Source organism: Sphaerotilus sp. FB-3 (assembly GCF_023706025.1).
GTDB lineage: Bacteria > Pseudomonadota > Gammaproteobacteria > Burkholderiales > Burkholderiaceae_C > Sphaerotilus > Sphaerotilus sulfidivorans.
Map to the genome: position 1 here is coordinate 15,266 of NZ_BQWE01000015.1, position 16,079 is coordinate 31,344.

Sequence of the window (16,079 nt, forward strand, 5' to 3'; positions counted from 1 at the left end):
CACGGCGCGTCTCGACGCGCGCGGTCAGGGTCAGCGCCCTCGGTCAGTCCATCAGTCGCGGAAGTTGTTGAAGCTCAGCGGCGCTTCGGTGACGGTCTTCTTCAGCAGCGCCATCGCGGCCTGCAGGTCGTCGCGCTTGGCGCCGGTCACGCGCACCGTGTCGCCCTGAATGCTGGCCTGGACCTTCATCTTGCTGTCCTTGATCGCCTTCTGGATCTTCTTGGCCAGATCGCTCTCGATGCCGGCCTTCACGGTCACCTTCTGCTTGAGCTTGTCGTGGCTCATCTTCTCCGGGGTGGCGGTCAGGTCGAGGAAGCGGATGTCGACGCCGCGCTTGGCCATCTTGCCCAGCACGATGTCGGTGACGTTCTTCAGCTGCAGGTCGTTGTCGGCGAAGAGCGTGATCTCCTTGTCCTTCAGCTCGACCTTGGCATCGCTGCCCTTGAAGTCGAAGCGGGTGCCGATTTCCTTGTTCGACTGGTCGATGGCATTGCGCACCTCGACGAGATCGGGTTCGAGGACGGTGTCGAAGCTGGGCATGGCGGGTTCTCTTTCTGGACGACGGGCGTCGAAGGGGTTCGGAAACAGGGGAAAATTCTGCCATGCGCATCGAAACCGCCGTCAATCTGCGGGCCTGGAACACCTTCGGCCTGCCCGCCATCGCCCAGACGCTGATCCACATCGACGAGGAGGCCGACGTGCGCCGCGTCGTCGATCATCCCGAATTCGGCCGTGCGCCGAAGTTCGTGCTCGGTGGCGGCAGCAACATCGTGCTGGCGCGCGATGTCTCCGCGGTGGTGCTGAAGGTGGCCATCGGCGGCATCCGGCTGCTGGAGACCCGCGACGACGCCTTCATCGTCGAGGCGGGTGCGGGCGTGCCCTGGCATGAACTGGTCGCCTGGACCATCGACCAGGGCCTGCCGGGGCTGGAGAACCTGGCGCTGATCCCGGGCACGGCGGGCGCCGCGCCGGTGCAGAACATCGGCGCCTACGGGCTGGAACTGCAGGACCGCTTCGAGTCGCTCGACGGCGTCGACCTGGTCACCGGCCGGGGCTTCACGCTCGACGGCCGGCTGTGCCGCTTCGGCTACCGCGACAGCGTCTTCAAGCACGAGCTGGCGGGGAAAAGCGTCATCACCCGGGTGCGCCTGCGCCTGCCGCGGCCGTGGCGCCCCGAGCTGGGCTATCTGGACCTGCAGCGCAAGATCGAGGAAACCGGCATCACTGCACCCGACGCGCGCCAGATCTTCGACTGGGTTTGCCAGGTGCGCCGCGCCAAGCTGCCGGACCCGGCGGTGATCGGCAATGCCGGCAGCTTCTTCAAGAATCCGGTGGTCACGCCCGAGCAGTGCCGCGACATCATCGCGCGCGATCCGCATGTGGTGCACTACCCGATGGACGACGGCAGCTTCAAGCTTGCCGCCGGCTGGCTGATCGATGCCTGCGGCTGGAAGGGCAAGACGGTGGGCGGCGCGGGCGTGTATGAAAAGCAGGCGCTGGTGCTGGTCAACCGCGGCGACGCCCGTGGCGCGGAGGTCATCACGCTGGCGCGTGCGATCCAGGAAAGCGTCTACGGCCGCTTCGGCATCCGCCTGGAGCCCGAGCCGGTGGTGGTGGGCTGAAGCGCTGGGCGGGCGCGTCAGCGCTGCCAGCGGCCGCTGCGGATGTCGTCGTGCGTCAGCCGCTCGACCTCGACCGGGCTGACCCCGCCGGCCACGCCCAGCCGCACCGCCGCGCTCAGGGACAGGTCGATGATGCGGCCTGGGTGAAAGGGGCCGCGGTCGTTGACCCGCACGATCACCTCGCGGCCGTTGAGCGGATTGCGCACCCGCGCATAGCTGGGAAGCGGCATCGTCGGGTGCGCGGCGGTCATCGCGTACATGTCGTAGATCTCGCCGCTGGCGGTGGGAGCGCCGTGGAACTTGGTGCCGTACCAGGAGGCCAGGCCGCTTTCGCGCAGCGGCTCGTCGGTGGTCATCGGCACATAGCTGCGCCCGAGCACCTGATAGGGCTTGTTCGGCCCGCCCCGGCGCAGCGACTCGACCCGGGGCTCGGCATCGGGCACCTGGTTCAGGTCGAAGGGCCAGCGTGCCGGCGCGCCGTCGCGTGCGGCCGGATCGACCCGCTTGCCGCGCTGGCCGCGCTCCGGCGTGCTCGAGCAGCCGGCCGCCAGCAGCACGGCCGCCAGCAGCGCCGGCAGGCCGCGCCGGCCGAAGCCCGAGCGGCTCAGGAAGGACAGATCGATCATCATCGGCGTCATGTCGGTTGAACGAGGAGTGATGGATACCATCGCCGCACGAAAAGGCAGCGATGAATGAATCCCCGCATGAAGGGTCATTCTGTATTTTCCGTGCAGCATGTCACGGTTGAATCCAGATCACCCTGTCCAGGGGATGGACGGGGCGCGGTGTCGCTGCCGCCCGTGCGGCTGTCGTGGCAAAACACCATGGCTGTCTGCTGTCCGGGCCTGGTGGTGATTTCTGACCGAGGCATATTCACAGGCGGCGCCCGAGTTTCTCCCGCGTTCACGGGGTCAAGCCAAGAAATGGGTGCATTTTCCGGATCGGGCGGCGTACGCTGCATTCCGTGGGCACTGTCGTCAGCCCCGCGGATGCCGGTCCAGACCGGGATTCCACGGAAACAGGCGGGTCGCGGCTGTCCATCGCGAGCCTTTCCATACCGGGAGAACCATTTCATGCGCAAGACCTTCATTGCCCTGGCCGCCTCGCTGCTGGCCGCCACCGCCGCTCACGCGTCCACCAACCTGGTCGCCAACGGCACCTTCGACAACCCCGACCTGGCCACCGGCACCTTCGAGCAGGTCAGCACCGTCGGCTTCGGCAACCTGCAGTGGGGCTACTACTCCGGCGGCACCGGCGTGACCAAGCTGGTCGACGTCGCGGGCGAGCAGTTCGCCCAGATCGCCACCGGCGACATCCTGTACGCGGGCTTCACCGCCACCGTGACCGGCACCTACGACATCAGCTTCGACTACTCGGGCGGTGGCATCTGGGGCCTGACCGGTGCCGGCTGGACGCCGTCGATCGTCGACTACTCCTTCGTCACCCCGTCGGCCGCCTGGACCAGCCAGGCCGCCAGCGCGAACCTGGTGGCCGGCGAGTCGTACAAGATCTACTTCGGCGGCATGGTCACCCCGCCGGACTTCCACCCGACGCTGAACATCGACAACGTGTCGGTGGCCGCAGCGGTGCCGGAGCCCGAGACCTACGCGATGATGCTCGCCGGCCTGGGCGCGCTGGGCATGATGAGCCGCCGCCGTCGCCTCGGCGGCAAGGCCTGATGCCTGCCTGACCCACCCGCCGCACTCGCGTGCGGCAGGTGTGCGGTTGTTCTCGCCTCCACCCCCCCGGGCCCGCGTCCGGGGGGTTTTTATTTCTGGCGCAGAGCCGAGGGGTTTTGTTTCAGGGTTTCCTGATTGAAAGAATAATATCCTGGATTGACTTGATCCCTCGGATGGGGTGGTTTTTAAGGGTGGGTGGATGATATTTGACCGACCCCTGTTCATGGGTTGGCATCAGTTTGCGGGGGAGATGGGAATCTCCATTCGCCTTAATCTTCGATCGCTGTCCGGGACAGGACCCTAGACTGCAAATGGTGCTTTCTCGGCCCCGAGAGGGGTTTGCATCTCATCCAACCCGCTTCGACTGGAGTATTCCTCATGCGCAAGTCCATTCTTTCCGCCGCCGTCGCCCTGCTGGCGATCGGTGCCACCGCCGGTGCCCAGGCCCAGAACGTGATCGCCAACGGCGACTTCGAGCTGTCGAATGTCGCCACGGGCGGCTTCGAGAACTTCGCCAACATCTCGGCCACCCAGGGCTGGAACAATCTCCAGTGGGGCTCGTACAGCGGCACCTCGTCGATCGTCGACGTGGCTGGCGACCAGGCGGCTCGTGTCAACGGTGGCGACGTCATCTGGTCTGCCTTCCAGGTGACCACCGCCGGCGACTATGAACTCAGCTTCGATGCGGTCGGCGATGGCTACTACTCGCTGTACAACGCCTCCACCAATGTCGAGCTGGACCGTGTCTTCGTGCAGCAGGTCACCGAGACCACGCTGCAGTCGGCTGCCTACTCGCTCAATACCGGTGATGTCTATCGCCTGTACTTTGGCTCGACCGTGCTGCCGCCGACCTTCAGCAACTCGCTGACCGTCGACAACGTGACGGTCGCTGCGGTGGTGCCGGAGCCCGAGACCTACGCGATGATGCTCGCCGGTCTGGGTGCGCTCGGCCTGATGAACCGCCGTCGCATGAACGGCAAGCGCGCCTGAGCGCCTTCTGACCGTTCTTCTCCCGGCATGAATTGACAGGCGCCCTGCGGGGCGCCTTTTTTGTTGCCGCTATCGCAGCGTCACCCAGACCGGCGCGTGATCGCTCGGGCGCTCGTTGCGGCGCGGGCCGCGGTCGATGCCGCAGGCCGAGGCGCGTGCGGCCAGCGGCGCGCTCAGCAGGATGTGGTCGATGCGCAGGCCCTGGTTGCGGCGGAACGCCAGGTTGCGGTAGTCCCACCAGCTCCAGCTGCGCTCGGGCTGCTCGAACAGGCGGAACGCATCGCTCAGGCCCAGGTCGAGCAGCGCCCGGAAGGCGGCGCGCTCCTCGTCGGTGCAGTGGATCTGGCCGGCCCAGGCGACCGGATCGTGCACGTCGCGGTCCTCCGGCGCGATGTTGAAGTCGCCCATCAGTGCCAGCGCCGGATGCGCGTCCAGCTCCTGCGCCAGCCAGCGCTGCAGCGCGGCCAGCCACGCCCGCTTGTAGACGAACTTCTCCGAGTCCGGCGCCTGACCGTTGGGGAAATAGGCGCCGACGATGCGCAGGCCCCCGACCGTCGCGGCGATCACGCGCGCCTGCGCATCGTCGAGGCCGGGAATGTTGCGGGTGACCTCGGTGATCGACAGGCCTGAGCGGGCCAGCAGCGCCACGCCGTTGTAGGTCTTCTGGCCGAACCACGCGCAGTCGTAGCCGGCGGCCTGCAGCGCGTCGGCGGGGAACTTGTCGTCGGTCAGCTTGGTTTCCTGCAGCACGACGATGTCGGGCGTGGCGGCGGCGAGCCAGTCGAGCAGCTGCGGCAGCCGCACCGACAGCGAGTTGACGTTCCAGGTGGCAAGTTTCATGGTGCGCGCATGGTAGCGGGGGCGGCGGCGCAGGCCAGGGCCGCGGCTTCCATCGCCGCGCCGAGGCTGGGCGCCACGCCATGGGTGCCCAGCTGCGCGACGAAGCCCGAGCGCTCCAGCAGCGAGCGCGGCTGCGTGTTGAGCGCCGCGACGATCAGCCGCACGCCGCGGCGCTGCAGCTGGCGGTGAAGCTGCACCAGCGCGTCGACGCCGGAGGTGTCGACCGAGATCAGCCGGTGCATCTCCAGCACCAGCACCCGGGTGTCGGGGCGCAGCCGCTCGGGCAGCGCCTCGACCTTGCCGATCGCGCCGAAGAAGAGCGTGCCGTAGAGGCTGTGCACCTCGACGCCAGCGGGCGCCCCGGGCAGGGTGTCCTGGAAGGTGGTGGCGTCGATCTCGGGATCCGGCGCCAGGCGCTCGATGCGGAAGAGCTGGCTCATGCGCCAGATGAAGAAGCCGCAGGCCAGCAGCAGCCCGACCTCGACCGCCACCGTCAGGTCGAAGATCACCGTCAGGAAAAAAGTGCCCAGCAGCACCGCGCGGTAGGGCAGCCTGAAATGCCGCAGCCGCGCGAACTCATGCCACTCGCCCATGTTCCAGGCGACGAACAGCAGGATGCCGGCCAGCACCGCCAGCGGCACATGCAGTGCCAGCGGCGCGGCCGCCAGCATGATCAGCAGCAGGATCAGCGCGTGCAGCATGCCCGCCACCGGCGAGGTGGCGCCGGCGCGCACATTCGTCACGGTGCGCGCGATGGTGCCGGTGGCCGGAATGCCGCCGAAGAAGGGCACGACCACATTGGCCACGCCCTGGGCCATCAGCTCCTGGTTGGGGTCGTGGCGGGGCGCGTCGATCATGTTGTCGGCCACCCGTGCGCACAGGAGCGACTCGATCGCGCCCAGCAGCGCGATGGTCAGCGTGGGCATCAGCAGCTGCTTGGCGGTGGCCCAGTCGAAGTCCGGCGACTCGAAGCCGGGCAGCGACTGCGGAATGCCGCCGAAGCGCGAGCCGATCGTCTCCACCGGCAGCCCCAGCAGCGTGCTGAAGGCGGTCAGCGTGACCAGCGCGACGATCGGGCCGGGCAGGCGCGAGACCACCCGGGCGCTGCGGCCCTCGACGATCTCGCGCGGCAGGAAGGTTCCCGGCTTGAAGATCCGTGCCCAGACGAACAGCCCGGCCAGGCAGACGCTGCCCAGGCCGAAGGCCCAGGGGTTGAAGCTCTCGCGGTGCAGCCACAGCGTGTGGATCTGTGCGAAGAAGTCGGCGGGCATCTTCGCGATGTCCAGTCCGAACAGGTCGCGCAGCTGCGACAGCGCGATCAGCACCGCGATGCCGTTGGTGAAGCCGATGACGATCGACACCGGGATGTAGCGCACCAGCGCGCCCAGTTTCAGCAGCCCCATCAGGAACAGCAGCACGCCGGCCAGCATCGTCGCGATCAGCAGGTTGGCCAGACCGTGGCGCTCGATGATGCCGAAGACGATGACGATGAAGGCGCCGGCCGGCCCGCCGATCTGCACGCTCGATCCGCCCAGCAGCGAGATCAGGAAGCCGGCGATGATCGCGGTGTACAGGCCCTGCTCGGGCTTGACGCCGCTGGCGATCGCGAAGGCCATCGCCAGCGGCAGCGCGACGATGCCCACCGTGGCGCCTGCGCCCAGGTCGGTCAGGAAGCGGCCGCGGTCATAGCCGCGCAGGCTGTCGAGCAGCCGGGGACGAAAGCGGTGCAGCCGCTCGGGCAGGGCGGCGAGCACACCGGACAGGGTGTCGGACAGGGAACGGGAATTCACGCGGGCACTCCGGAGACGGAACGGAGCCTGGGCCGGGCGCGCGTCCAGCGCGGCGGGCGGAAGGCGCGGGGGCGATCAGGAGAGCGTGCGTGCGGGCGGGCCGCAGTGGTGGCGCAGCGCGATGAAGCGCCGGCGCCGGCTCAGCGGCCGGACGGCGTCTTTCGGGCGGGGCACCGCGTGCATGGTGTCGCGATTGTGCATCGCGATGGTGCGGCTGCGGATCGGTGAATGCGCGCGTGCCGGTGCGGGCACGGGCTGGATCGCCGACGATGGCTGCCTTGTCTCCGGATCGCTCATGTCCTCGCGTTCGCCTTCCTCGTCATCGCCGCGCGGCTTTCGCGGCAACAAGTCCAGCCTGCCCAGCAAGCCCTGTGCCGCCTGCGGACGCGAGATGAGCTGGCGGCGCGCCTGGGCGCGCTGCTGGGACGAGGTGAAGTACTGCTCCGAGGCCTGCCGGCGTGCGCCGGCTGCGGTCAGACGACCCTGATGCGCGCCGTTCAGGCGTGAATGTAGCGCCCGAACACCTCGCCGAAGTCGCGTCGGGCGTGGCGCACCAGCACCGCCTCGTTGAGGTTGTCGAGCAGCGCGTTGAACTGGTCGGGCAGGTCGCGCGGCAGGCCGACCTGGCCGATGCGGTACATCGACGACATCGCGCCGAGCACCTTGAAGGCGTTGCTGCGGCTTTCCTCGTCGCGCGCCTGCAGCCGGCCGATCGCGATCAGTGCCTTGTAGACATCCTTGAGCTGCTCGAGGAACTGCTTGCGCACATCGATGCTGAAGGCGGTGCCGCCGATCGAGAACTTCAGCTCCACGTCCATGTCGACGGTGCCGGCGGTCTCGATGGTGACGCGCTCGATGACCGAGTCGGCGTAGTCGTGGCGCTTGATGGTGCGCTTGGACGAGACGGCCGAGTCGCCGTCGACATGGATCAGCGCCAGGTTGGTGAAGCAGTACTCGTCCTTGCGCGACTTGATCAGGAAGAAGATCTTCTCGCCGTCCTCGTGGAAGAGGTAGTCGTCGGCGTCGACGCTGCCGTAGTCCTTGGGCTGGATGATGGTGCCGATGTCGCTCAGGCCGAGGGCCTCGGAGGCCAGCTTCTTGAACATGCTCAGTCTCCCGGAACTGGAGAAATCATTGGAGGAATCACGGATGGGCCGCAAGGGGCGCGGCAGTGCAGCATAGTCCGATCACGGCAGGACCGCGGAAAGGACAAGGATGATGCAAACGACGATTGACGCGCGGCACTCGCTGCTGCTGGTGGTCGACGTGCAGGCGCGGCTGGCGCCGGCGATCGACGAGGGCGCGGCGGCGGTGGAGAACAACCGCCGGCTGCTGCAGGCGGCGCAGCCTCTGCAGGTGCCGGTGCTCGTGACTGAGCACTATCCGCAGGGCCTGGGCGCGACGGTCGAGCCGCTGCAGGCGCCGATGGCCGCGGCCGGCGCCACGGTGATCGAGAAGATCCACTTCGGCGCGACCCGCGAGCCGGGCTTTCTCGAGCGGCTGCGCGGCTTCGGGCGCAGCCAGATCGTCCTGACCGGCATGGAGGCGCACATCTGCGTGCTGCAGACCGGCCTGGGCCTGCTCGAGGCGGGCTTTGCGGTGGCGGTGGTGGCCGACGCCAGCGCCTCGCGCACCCGGGCGAACCGGGAGGCGGGCCTGGCGCGGCTGGCCCGCCACGGCGCCGAGATCGTCACCACCGAGATGGTGATCTACGAGTGGCTGGAGCGCGCCGGCACCGCGGACTTCCGGGCGCTGCTGCCGCTGGTGCGCTGAGCGGGGCGGCAGCGGGGCGGCAGCGGGGGGCGGGCTTCAGCGCACGCGCATGCCCGGCTGCGCGCCGGGGAAGGGCTCCAGCACGAAGACGCCCGGATTCGTCTTCTCGTCGGCATGGCTGGCGGCCAGCACCATGCCTTCGCTGATGCCGAACTTCATCTTGCGCGGGGCCAGGTTGGCGACCATCACGGTCAGCTTGCCTTCCAGGTCTTGCGGCTTGTAGGCGCTGGCGATGCCGGAGAAGACGTTGCGGGTGCGGCCTTCGCCGGCATCGAGCGTCAGGCGCAGCAGCTTGGTCGAGCCGTCCACCGTCTCGGCCTTGACGATCCTGGCGATGCGCAGGTCGACCTTCGTGAAGTCGTCGATCTTGATCTCGGGCGCGATGTCCTCGCCGCCGGGGATGAGCTTCTCGGGCTCGGGCGCGGCGAAGAGCTCTTCCAGCAGCTTCGGATCGACGCGCTGCATCAGGTGCTGGTACTGGCCGATGGCGTGCGCGCCCAGCGCGCGCTCGGTGGCGCGGAAGTCCAGCGGCTCGACCTGCAGGAAGGCCTCGACCTGCGCGGCCAGCGCCGGCAGCACCGGCTTCAGGTAGATGGTCAGCAGGCGGAAGGCCTCGATGCAGACGGTGCAGACATCCTGCAGCACCGCATCCTGGCCGGCCTGCTTGGCGATCTCCCAGGGCTTGTTCTGGTCGACGTACTCGTTGACGCGATCGGCCAGCGCCATGATCTCGCGCAGGACCTTGCCGAACTCGCGCGCCTCGTAGAGGCCCGTGACCGTGTCGCGGTGCGCGCGCAGCGTGTCGAGCAGCACGCGGCCCTCGACGCCGACATCGGCGCTGAGCCGGCCGCCGAAGCGCTTGGCGATGAAGCCGGCCGCGCGCGAGGCGATGTTGACGTACTTGCCGATCAGGTCGGCATTGACGCGGGCGGTGAAGTCGTCGCGGTTGAAGTCGACGTCCTCGACATGCGAGTTGAGCTTGGCGGCGATGTAGTAGCGCAGCCACTCGGGGTTCATGCCCAGCGACAGGTACTTGAGCGGGTCCAGGCCGGTGCCACGGCTCTTGCTCATCTTCTCGCCGTTGTTGACGGTCATGAAGCCGTGCACGAAGACGTTGGTCGGCGTCCTGCGGCCGCTGAAGTGCAGCGTCGCAGGCCAGAACAGCGTGTGGAAGTAGGTGATGTCCTTGCCGATGAAGTGGTACTGCTCGATGTCGGGCGAGGCCATGAACTCGGCGAAGCTGCGGGTGTCGCCGTACTTCGCGGCCGGGCCGCCCTTGTCGAACCAGTTCTTCAGCGAGGCCAGGTAGCCGATCGGCGCATCCAGCCAGACATAGAAGAACTTGCCCGGCGCGTCCGGGATCTCGATGCCGAAGTAGGGTGCGTCGCGGCTGATGTCCCAGTCGCCCAGGCCGCCCTGGCCCTCTTCATCCTTGGTGAACCATTCCTTGATCTTGTTGAGCACTTCGGGCTGGAGCTTGCCCGGCTCGGTGGTCCAGTTCTGCAGGAACTCGACGCAGCGCGGGTCCGACAGCCTGAAGAAGTAGTGGTCGCTGGTCCTGAGCACCGGCGTGGCGCCCGACAGCGCCGAGTACGGGTTCTTCAGCTCGGTCGGGCTGTAGACCGCGCCGCAGGACTCGCAGGAGTCGCCGTACTGGTCCTTCGCGCCGCACTTCGGGCACTCGCCCTTGATGAAGCGGTCGGGCAGGAACATGCCCTTCTCGGGGTCGAAGAACTGCTCGATTGCGCGGACCTCGATCAGGCCGTTGTCGCGCAGGCCGCGGTAGATGTCCTGCGCGAGTTCGTGGTTCTCGACGCCGTCGGTCGAGTGCCAGTTGTCGAACGAGATGTGGAAGCCGTCGAGGTATTCCTTGCGGCCGGCGGCGATGTCGGCCACGAACTGCTGCGGCGTCTTCCCGGCCTTCTCGGCGGCGATCATGATCGGCGCACCGTGCGCATCGTCGGCGCCGACGAAATGCACCTGGTGGCCCCGCATGCGCTGGAACCGCACCCAGATGTCGGCCTGGATGTACTCCATGATGTGGCCGATGTGGAACTTGCCGTTGGCGTAGGGCAGGGCGGTGGTGACGAAGAGCTGGCGGGTCATGGTGGCGTCCGTGGGCGCTCGTGGCGCCGCTTGAGGCGGTGGCGTGTCGGAAAGCCGTCGATTCTAGGGCGCCGTCCCTGATATCGTCGCCGCATGACGCCTTCGCCGACCTCTCCCGCCCCGGTGCTGACGCTGACCGCCCTGGGTCGGTGCGTGCCGTTGGCGCCGGGCCAGTCGCTGCTGGAGGCTGCGCGCGCCGCCGGCCTGCGGCTGCGCAGCGCCTGCCGCAACGGCACCTGCCGTGTCTGCCTGTGCCGGGTCACGGCCGGCGAGGCCCATCTGCGCTACCGCGTCGACTGGCCCGGCCTGAGCCCGGAGGAGCGCGCCGAGGGCGGCTGGACGCTGCCCTGCGTCGCGCTGGCTGACGGCGACGTGGCGATCGACGCCACCCTGGATCCGCGCACCGCCCCGCGCTGAAGTCCGGGACGACGGCTGATCGCCCCGGTCATCGGCCGATTTCAGCGCGCCGGCCGCAGGTCCAATCGGGCCGGTCGCGGGAAGGTGTCGATGGCAGTTTGGAGTCGATCAGGCGGGATGGCGGGTGTCGGCCCTCGGGGCTCGGCGGCGCGGTCGTGGCCGGCGCCGCGCCTGCTGCACGGGCTCCTGCTGGCGCTGCTGCTGGTGTTGCTGGTGCCGCTGCCGACACGCGCCGTGCCGGCGGCCTCGCCGACCGAGCCGACGATGCGGGTGCTGGAGGATGCCGCCGGCGCACTCGATGCCGCGCGGGTGCTGGCTGCGCCGGGCTGGCGGGCGCTGCCGGCCGGCGCACCCAATCTGGGCTACTCCGACGCGGTCTGGTGGTTCGACCTGCGCTGGGATCCGCCGCCCGGCGGCGGGCGCTGGAGCCAGCTGGAGCTGGCCTATCCGGTGCTGGACCAGGTCGAGATCCGGCTGTTCGACCGCGACGGGGTCGAGCGCGGCCACTGGCGGCTGGGCGACAAGCAGCCCTTCGGCCAGCGTCCGGTGCCGCATCGCCACTTCATCGTGCCGCTGCCGCGTGCCGCGCCCGGCCAGGAGGCGGTGCGGGCCCTGGTGCGGGTGCACACCAGCAGCGCGGTGCAGCTGCCGGCGCAGCTCTGGACCGAGCAGGCCTTCCTGGCCGGCGAGCAGCTCGACCAGCTGGTGCAGGGCCTCTATCTGGGCGTGATGCTGGGCATGCTCGCCTACAACTTCTTCCTGTGGCGGGTGATGCGCGAGCGCGTCTACCTCTGGTATGTGCTGTGGGTGGCGGCGATCGCCAGCTTCCAGGCCTCGATCGGCGGGCTGGCCTTCCAGTACCTGTGGCCCGAGGCAACGCAGTGGAACGACCGTGCGATCGTGGTCTTCCTGGCGCTGGCGGTCACCAGCGCGTCCTTCTTCATGATCGATTTCCTGGCACTGGCGCGCCGGGGCGGCTGGATGCTGCGGCTGCCGCAGGCCACCGCCTGGCTGTGCCTGCTGGCGCTGCTGTCGGCCTTCGTGCTGCCCTATCCGATGGCGATCCGGCTGGCGATCGGCTGCGCGGTGGTGGCGATGTTCGGCGCGCTGCTGGTGTCGGCGCTGCGCGGCCGCGAGGGCTTTGCGCCGGCACGCATCTTCCTGCTGGCCTGGTTCCTGGTGCTGGCGGGCGGCCTGGTGCTGGCGGCCAGCAAGTTCGGGCTGCTGCCGCGCAACGGGCTGACCGAGCATGCCACCCAGGTCGGCACCGCGCTGGAGGTCATCCTGCTGTCGCTGTCGCTGGCCGGGCGGCTGCAGCATGAGCGCCGGCTGCGCGAGCAGGCCCAGGCCGAGGCGATGGCCACCCAGCGCCGCGCCAACGAGCGGCTGGAGCAGCGGGTGGCCGAGCGCACCCGCGATCTCGAGCAGCTCAACCGGCGCCTGGAGCAGGCCAGCCGCACCGATGCCTTGACCGGCGTGGCCAACCGGCGCCATTTCGACGAGCGCCATGCCGGCGCGGTCCAGCGTGCGATCGCGAGCGCAGGGCCGCTGGGCGTGCTTCTGCTCGACCTCGATCACTTCAAGCGCATCAACGACACGCTCGGCCACCCGGCCGGGGACGACTGCCTGCGCGAGGTGGCCCGGCGCGTGGCGATGCTGCTGGCGGGGCAGGACGGTGGCGAGGCGCTGCTGGCGCGCTATGGCGGCGAGGAGTTCATCGCGCTGCTGCCCGATCTGCGCCCGCCGCAGGCGCAGGCCCTGGCCGAGCGCATCCGCCGGGTGATCGCCGAGCGGCCGGTCGACAGCGTGGCCGGTCCGGTGGCGGTCACCGCCAGCCTGGGGCTGTGCTGCCGGGTGCCGCGCGATGCGGCCGACGGCATCGCGATGCTGCGCGAGGCCGACGAGGCGCTCTACCAGGCCAAGCGCAGCGGGAGAAACCGGGTGGCGATAGACTTGCGCACCGCCGCCGCGGGCGCGCCGTGAGCCGTGCGCCCGTGCCTTTCCTCGACGTCTCTCCCGAAGCCCTCCCGTCATGTCCCTGAACGAGAACACCGTCCGCGCCGCGATCCAGACCGTGATCGATCCCAACACCGGCAAGGACTTCGTCACCGGCAAGCAGCTGCGCAACCTGAAGGTCGAGGGCAGCGATGTCTCCTTCGAGGTCGAGCTGGGCTATCCGGCCCGCAGCCAGGTCGACGGCCTGCGCCGTGCGCTGATCGATGCGGTGCGCACGCTGCCCGGCGTCGGCAATGTCAGCGCCAACGTCGGCTGGAAGGTCACCGCGCATGCGGTGCAGCGCGGTGTCCAGCTGCTGCCGGGCGTCAAGAACATCGTGGCGGTCGCCTCGGGCAAGGGCGGCGTCGGCAAGAGCACGACCGCCGTCAACCTGGCGCTGGCGCTGGCCGCCGAGGGCGCCACCGTGGGCATCGTCGATGCCGACATCTACGGTCCGAGCCAGCCGACGATGCTGGGCATCACCGGCGCCCGGCCCGAGAGCTACGACGGCAAGACGATGGAGCCGCTGGTCGGCCACGGCATCCAGGTGATGTCGATCGGCTTCCTGGTCGACAACGACCAGGCCATGATCTGGCGCGGCCCGATGGCCACCCAGGCGCTGGAGCAGCTGCTGCGCCAGACCAACTGGAAGGATCTCGACTACCTGATCGTCGACATGCCGCCGGGCACCGGCGACATCCAGCTGACGCTGGCGCAGAAGGTGCCGGTCACCGGTGCGGTCATCGTCACCACGCCGCAGGACATCGCGCTGCTCGACGCGAAGAAGGGCCTGAAGATGTTCGAGAAGGTCAGCGTGCCGATCCTGGGCGTGGTCGAGAACATGGCGGTCTACTGCTGCCCGAACTGCGGTCACGTCGAGCACATCTTCGGCGCCGACGGCGGCAAGCGCATGGCCGAGGAGTACGGCCTGGCCCATCTGGGCAGCCTGCCGCTGAACCTGTCGATCCGCCAGCAGGCCGATGCCGGCTGCCCGACGGTGGTGGCCGAGCCCGATGGCGAGATCGCCGCGCTGTACCGCTCGGTGGCGCGCGGCATCGCGATCCGCATCGCCGACAAGGCCAAGGACTACTCGTCGAAGTTCCCGACGATCACCATCTCGAAGTCGACCTGATCGGCACTCAAAGCGGCCGCGTCGGCACCACCCGGATGCGGTGCCAGAAGGCGCGGTCGATGATGGCCATCACGCAGGGTCGCACCTGGCGCGGCGGCTGATCGTCCAGGGTGCGCTTGCGCACCGGCCAGTAGAGCACGCCGCCGCTGAGGCGGATCACCCGCGCCGGCGACTCCAGCCGCACCGCCTCGGCCTGGCGGCCCTGCATGTCGGCAGCGAAGACGATCACCCGCTCGCGGCTCCAGCGCACCTTGCGGCCGAGCGCGGCGACCTCGCCCTGCTGCTCGAGGGTGTCCTCCCACTCGGCCGGCGAGTCGATGCCGATCAGGCGCTGCTGACGCCCGGGCAGCGGACAGTGCATGTGGCTGCGGGTCGCGTGAACCCTGAGCAGGGTCGCGCCGCGGCTGCCGTTGCCGCTGCCGCCGATGCGCTCGGGTCCTGCCTCGGCCGCGCCGCCGCCGGGGGCCGCCTGCGCCGCGCCGGCCAGCAGGCCGCCCGTCACCAGGCTCAGCGCCACCAGCGTGCGCAGCAGGCGCTGGCATCCGCCGTGACGCTGACGCTGGCGGCGATGCTCAGGGGCAAAGGCAAGGGCGGACGGTTTCATGGGCTCCCGGTTCTTTCGATTTGGTCGCCGACTATAGCGTTGCGATACATCCTGGCGTCGGGACTGACCCGCAGCGGCAAGCCGGCCCTCAGAATCGCGCCATGAATCTGCTCGACGCGATGCGCTACCTCAGCGCGCTGGCGCAGGCGCGCCACTTCGGCCGCGCCGCCGAGGCCTGCCACATCACCCAGCCGGCGCTGTCGAACGCGATCCGCGCGCTCGAGCAGGAGTTCGGCGTGACCATCGTGCGCCGCGGCCGCCAGTACGAGGGCCTGACGCCCGAGGGCGAGCGGGTGCTGGCCAGCGCGCACCGCATGCTGCACGAGCGCGAGGCGCTGCGCCAGGAGCTGGGCCAGGCGCGTGCCGCGCCCGGCGGGCCGCTGCTGCTGGCCTGCGTGCCGACCGCGCTGCCGGTGGCCGCGCGGCTGGTGGCGCGGCTGCGTGCGGCGCATCCGGCGCTGCGCCCGACGCTGCGCTCGCTCAGCTCGCCCGAGATCGAGACCGGGCTGGAGGAGCTGTCGATCGATCTGGCGCTGGGCTATGCCGAGCGCATCGAGGCGCGCGGCGTGCGCGCGCGGGTGGCGGCCTCCTACCGCGAGCGCCATGTGCTGCTGCGCCGGCGCGATCCGTCGGCCCGCGGCCGCGCCCGCCGTGTGGCGCCGCTGCGCTGGCGCGAGGCCGCCGCGCTGCCGCTGGGGCTGCTGACGCCGGAGATGCACAACCGCCACATCGTCGACGCGGCCTTCGCGCAGGCCGGCGTGGCGGTGCGGCCGGTCTTCGAGACCAACTCGGTGCTGGCGCTGCTGCTGGCGGTGACCGAGGGCGCGGTGGCCGCCAGCATCATGCCCGGCGTGCTCGCCGGCCAGGCCCGGCGCGATGCGCAGCTGGAGATCGTGCCGCTGGTCGAGCCGGAGGTCACGGTGACGATGGGCCTGCTGGCGCCGCAGGGCGGCCGGCTGTCGCTGGCGCAGCAGGCGGCGCTGGGCTGCGTGGCCGAGGCGGGATGGTGGCGAGAGACGGTCGATCTCGGCGGCGGCGATGCTGCGGATGCGGTGGATGCTGCGGCGCATCATTCATCCCCGCTATCGGACGGTTCACCGACGTGATTGGACAGCGCCAGGGCGCCCGCTC

16 protein-coding genes are annotated in these 16,079 nt (G+C 69.5%); 9 read left to right on the top strand and 7 right to left on the bottom strand.

What is annotated here, in order from left to right:
• Positions 1-51: 51 nt before the first annotated feature.
• Entirely contained in the window at positions 52-540 is a 489-nt protein-coding gene (locus tag NFT33_RS07960) for a YajQ family cyclic di-GMP-binding protein (protein WP_037479714.1), read from the bottom strand.
• Positions 541-602: 62 nt separating this feature from the next.
• On the opposite strand from NFT33_RS07960, the gene murB reads away from it, so the two are divergent.
• Positions 603-1,622 carry a UDP-N-acetylmuramate dehydrogenase gene (gene murB, locus NFT33_RS07965; RefSeq protein ID WP_251674452.1) on the top strand — a complete coding sequence of 340 codons (1,020 nt, stop codon included), beginning with the start codon at positions 603-605 and terminating at the stop codon, positions 1,620-1,622.
• A gap of 17 nt (positions 1,623-1,639) precedes the next feature.
• On the opposite strand, the gene NFT33_RS07970 is transcribed toward murB, so the two are convergent.
• On the bottom strand, positions 1,640-2,260 hold the full coding sequence (locus NFT33_RS07970; protein ID WP_251674454.1) for a septal ring lytic transglycosylase RlpA family protein: 621 nt from the start codon (positions 2,258-2,260) through the stop codon (positions 1,640-1,642).
• Between the two features lie 435 nt (positions 2,261-2,695).
• On the opposite strand from NFT33_RS07970, the gene NFT33_RS07975 reads away from it, so the two are divergent.
• Positions 2,696-3,301, top strand: coding sequence for a PEP-CTERM sorting domain-containing protein (locus tag NFT33_RS07975; RefSeq protein ID WP_251674456.1), 606 nt, complete (start codon positions 2,696-2,698; stop codon positions 3,299-3,301).
• Positions 3,302-3,679: 378 nt separating this feature from the next.
• Complete coding sequence (locus NFT33_RS07980) at positions 3,680-4,291, top strand: PEP-CTERM sorting domain-containing protein (protein WP_251674458.1); 612 nt, start codon at positions 3,680-3,682, stop codon at positions 4,289-4,291.
• 69 nt (positions 4,292-4,360) lie between these two features.
• Here the strand turns inward: NFT33_RS07980 and xth are convergent, their stop codons facing one another.
• Positions 4,361-5,131 carry an exodeoxyribonuclease III gene (xth, locus tag NFT33_RS07985; protein WP_251674460.1) on the bottom strand — a complete coding sequence of 257 codons (771 nt, stop codon included), beginning with the start codon at positions 5,129-5,131 and terminating at the stop codon, positions 4,361-4,363.
• Complete coding sequence (locus tag NFT33_RS07990; protein ID WP_251674543.1) at positions 5,128-6,885, bottom strand: SulP family inorganic anion transporter; 1,758 nt, start codon at positions 6,883-6,885, stop codon at positions 5,128-5,130. Before NFT33_RS07990 ends, xth begins: the two co-directional genes overlap by 4 nt.
• Before the next feature lie 331 nt (positions 6,886-7,216).
• Here NFT33_RS07990 and NFT33_RS07995 point away from each other — a divergent pair, with 331 nt between their 5' ends.
• Positions 7,217-7,408: a DUF2256 domain-containing protein gene (locus tag NFT33_RS07995; protein ID WP_251674462.1), complete on the top strand. Its 192-nt coding sequence runs from the start codon at positions 7,217-7,219 to the stop codon at positions 7,406-7,408.
• Between the two features lie 10 nt (positions 7,409-7,418).
• On the opposite strand, the gene NFT33_RS08000 is transcribed toward NFT33_RS07995, so the two are convergent.
• Positions 7,419-8,027, bottom strand: a complete 609-nt coding sequence (locus NFT33_RS08000) for a PH domain-containing protein (protein ID WP_149502820.1) — start codon at positions 8,025-8,027, stop codon at positions 7,419-7,421.
• Between the two features lie 112 nt (positions 8,028-8,139).
• Between NFT33_RS08000 and NFT33_RS08005 the strand changes: the two genes are divergently transcribed.
• On the top strand, positions 8,140-8,694 hold the full coding sequence (locus NFT33_RS08005; protein WP_251674464.1) for an isochorismatase family protein: 555 nt from the start codon (positions 8,140-8,142) through the stop codon (positions 8,692-8,694).
• Between the two features lie 36 nt (positions 8,695-8,730).
• Here NFT33_RS08005 and metG read toward each other — a convergent pair whose 3' ends face one another.
• Entirely contained in the window at positions 8,731-10,800 is a 2,070-nt protein-coding gene (gene metG, locus NFT33_RS08010; RefSeq protein ID WP_251674467.1) for a methionine--tRNA ligase, read from the bottom strand.
• Positions 10,801-10,893: 93 nt separating this feature from the next.
• Between metG and NFT33_RS08015 the strand changes: the two genes are divergently transcribed.
• The 3 genes from NFT33_RS08015 to apbC all read left to right on the top strand — a co-directional run bounded on the left by NFT33_RS08015 (position 10,894) and on the right by apbC (position 14,344).
• A complete protein-coding gene (locus tag NFT33_RS08015) occupies positions 10,894-11,217 on the top strand; it encodes a 2Fe-2S iron-sulfur cluster-binding protein (RefSeq protein ID WP_149502823.1) in 324 nt (107 codons plus the stop codon).
• A 117-nt stretch (positions 11,218-11,334) separates the two neighbouring features.
• Positions 11,335-13,200: a sensor domain-containing diguanylate cyclase gene (locus tag NFT33_RS08020; protein WP_251674469.1), complete on the top strand. Its 1,866-nt coding sequence runs from the start codon at positions 11,335-11,337 to the stop codon at positions 13,198-13,200.
• Positions 13,201-13,249: 49 nt separating this feature from the next.
• Positions 13,250-14,344: an iron-sulfur cluster carrier protein ApbC gene (gene apbC, locus NFT33_RS08025; protein WP_220785059.1), complete on the top strand. Its 1,095-nt coding sequence runs from the start codon at positions 13,250-13,252 to the stop codon at positions 14,342-14,344.
• A 7-nt stretch (positions 14,345-14,351) separates the two neighbouring features.
• Here the strand turns inward: apbC and NFT33_RS08030 are convergent, their stop codons facing one another.
• Positions 14,352-14,948 (bottom strand): hypothetical protein, encoded by a 597-nt coding sequence (locus NFT33_RS08030; protein WP_251674471.1) that lies wholly within the window; start codon positions 14,946-14,948, stop codon positions 14,352-14,354.
• 101 nt (positions 14,949-15,049) lie between these two features.
• Between NFT33_RS08030 and NFT33_RS08035 the strand changes: the two genes are divergently transcribed.
• The gene (locus NFT33_RS08035; protein ID WP_251674472.1) at positions 15,050-16,054 is read left to right on the top strand and encodes a LysR family transcriptional regulator; all 1,005 of its coding nucleotides are present in this window, start codon (positions 15,050-15,052) and stop codon (positions 16,052-16,054) included.
• The last annotated feature ends 25 nt before the right edge of the window (positions 16,055-16,079 follow it).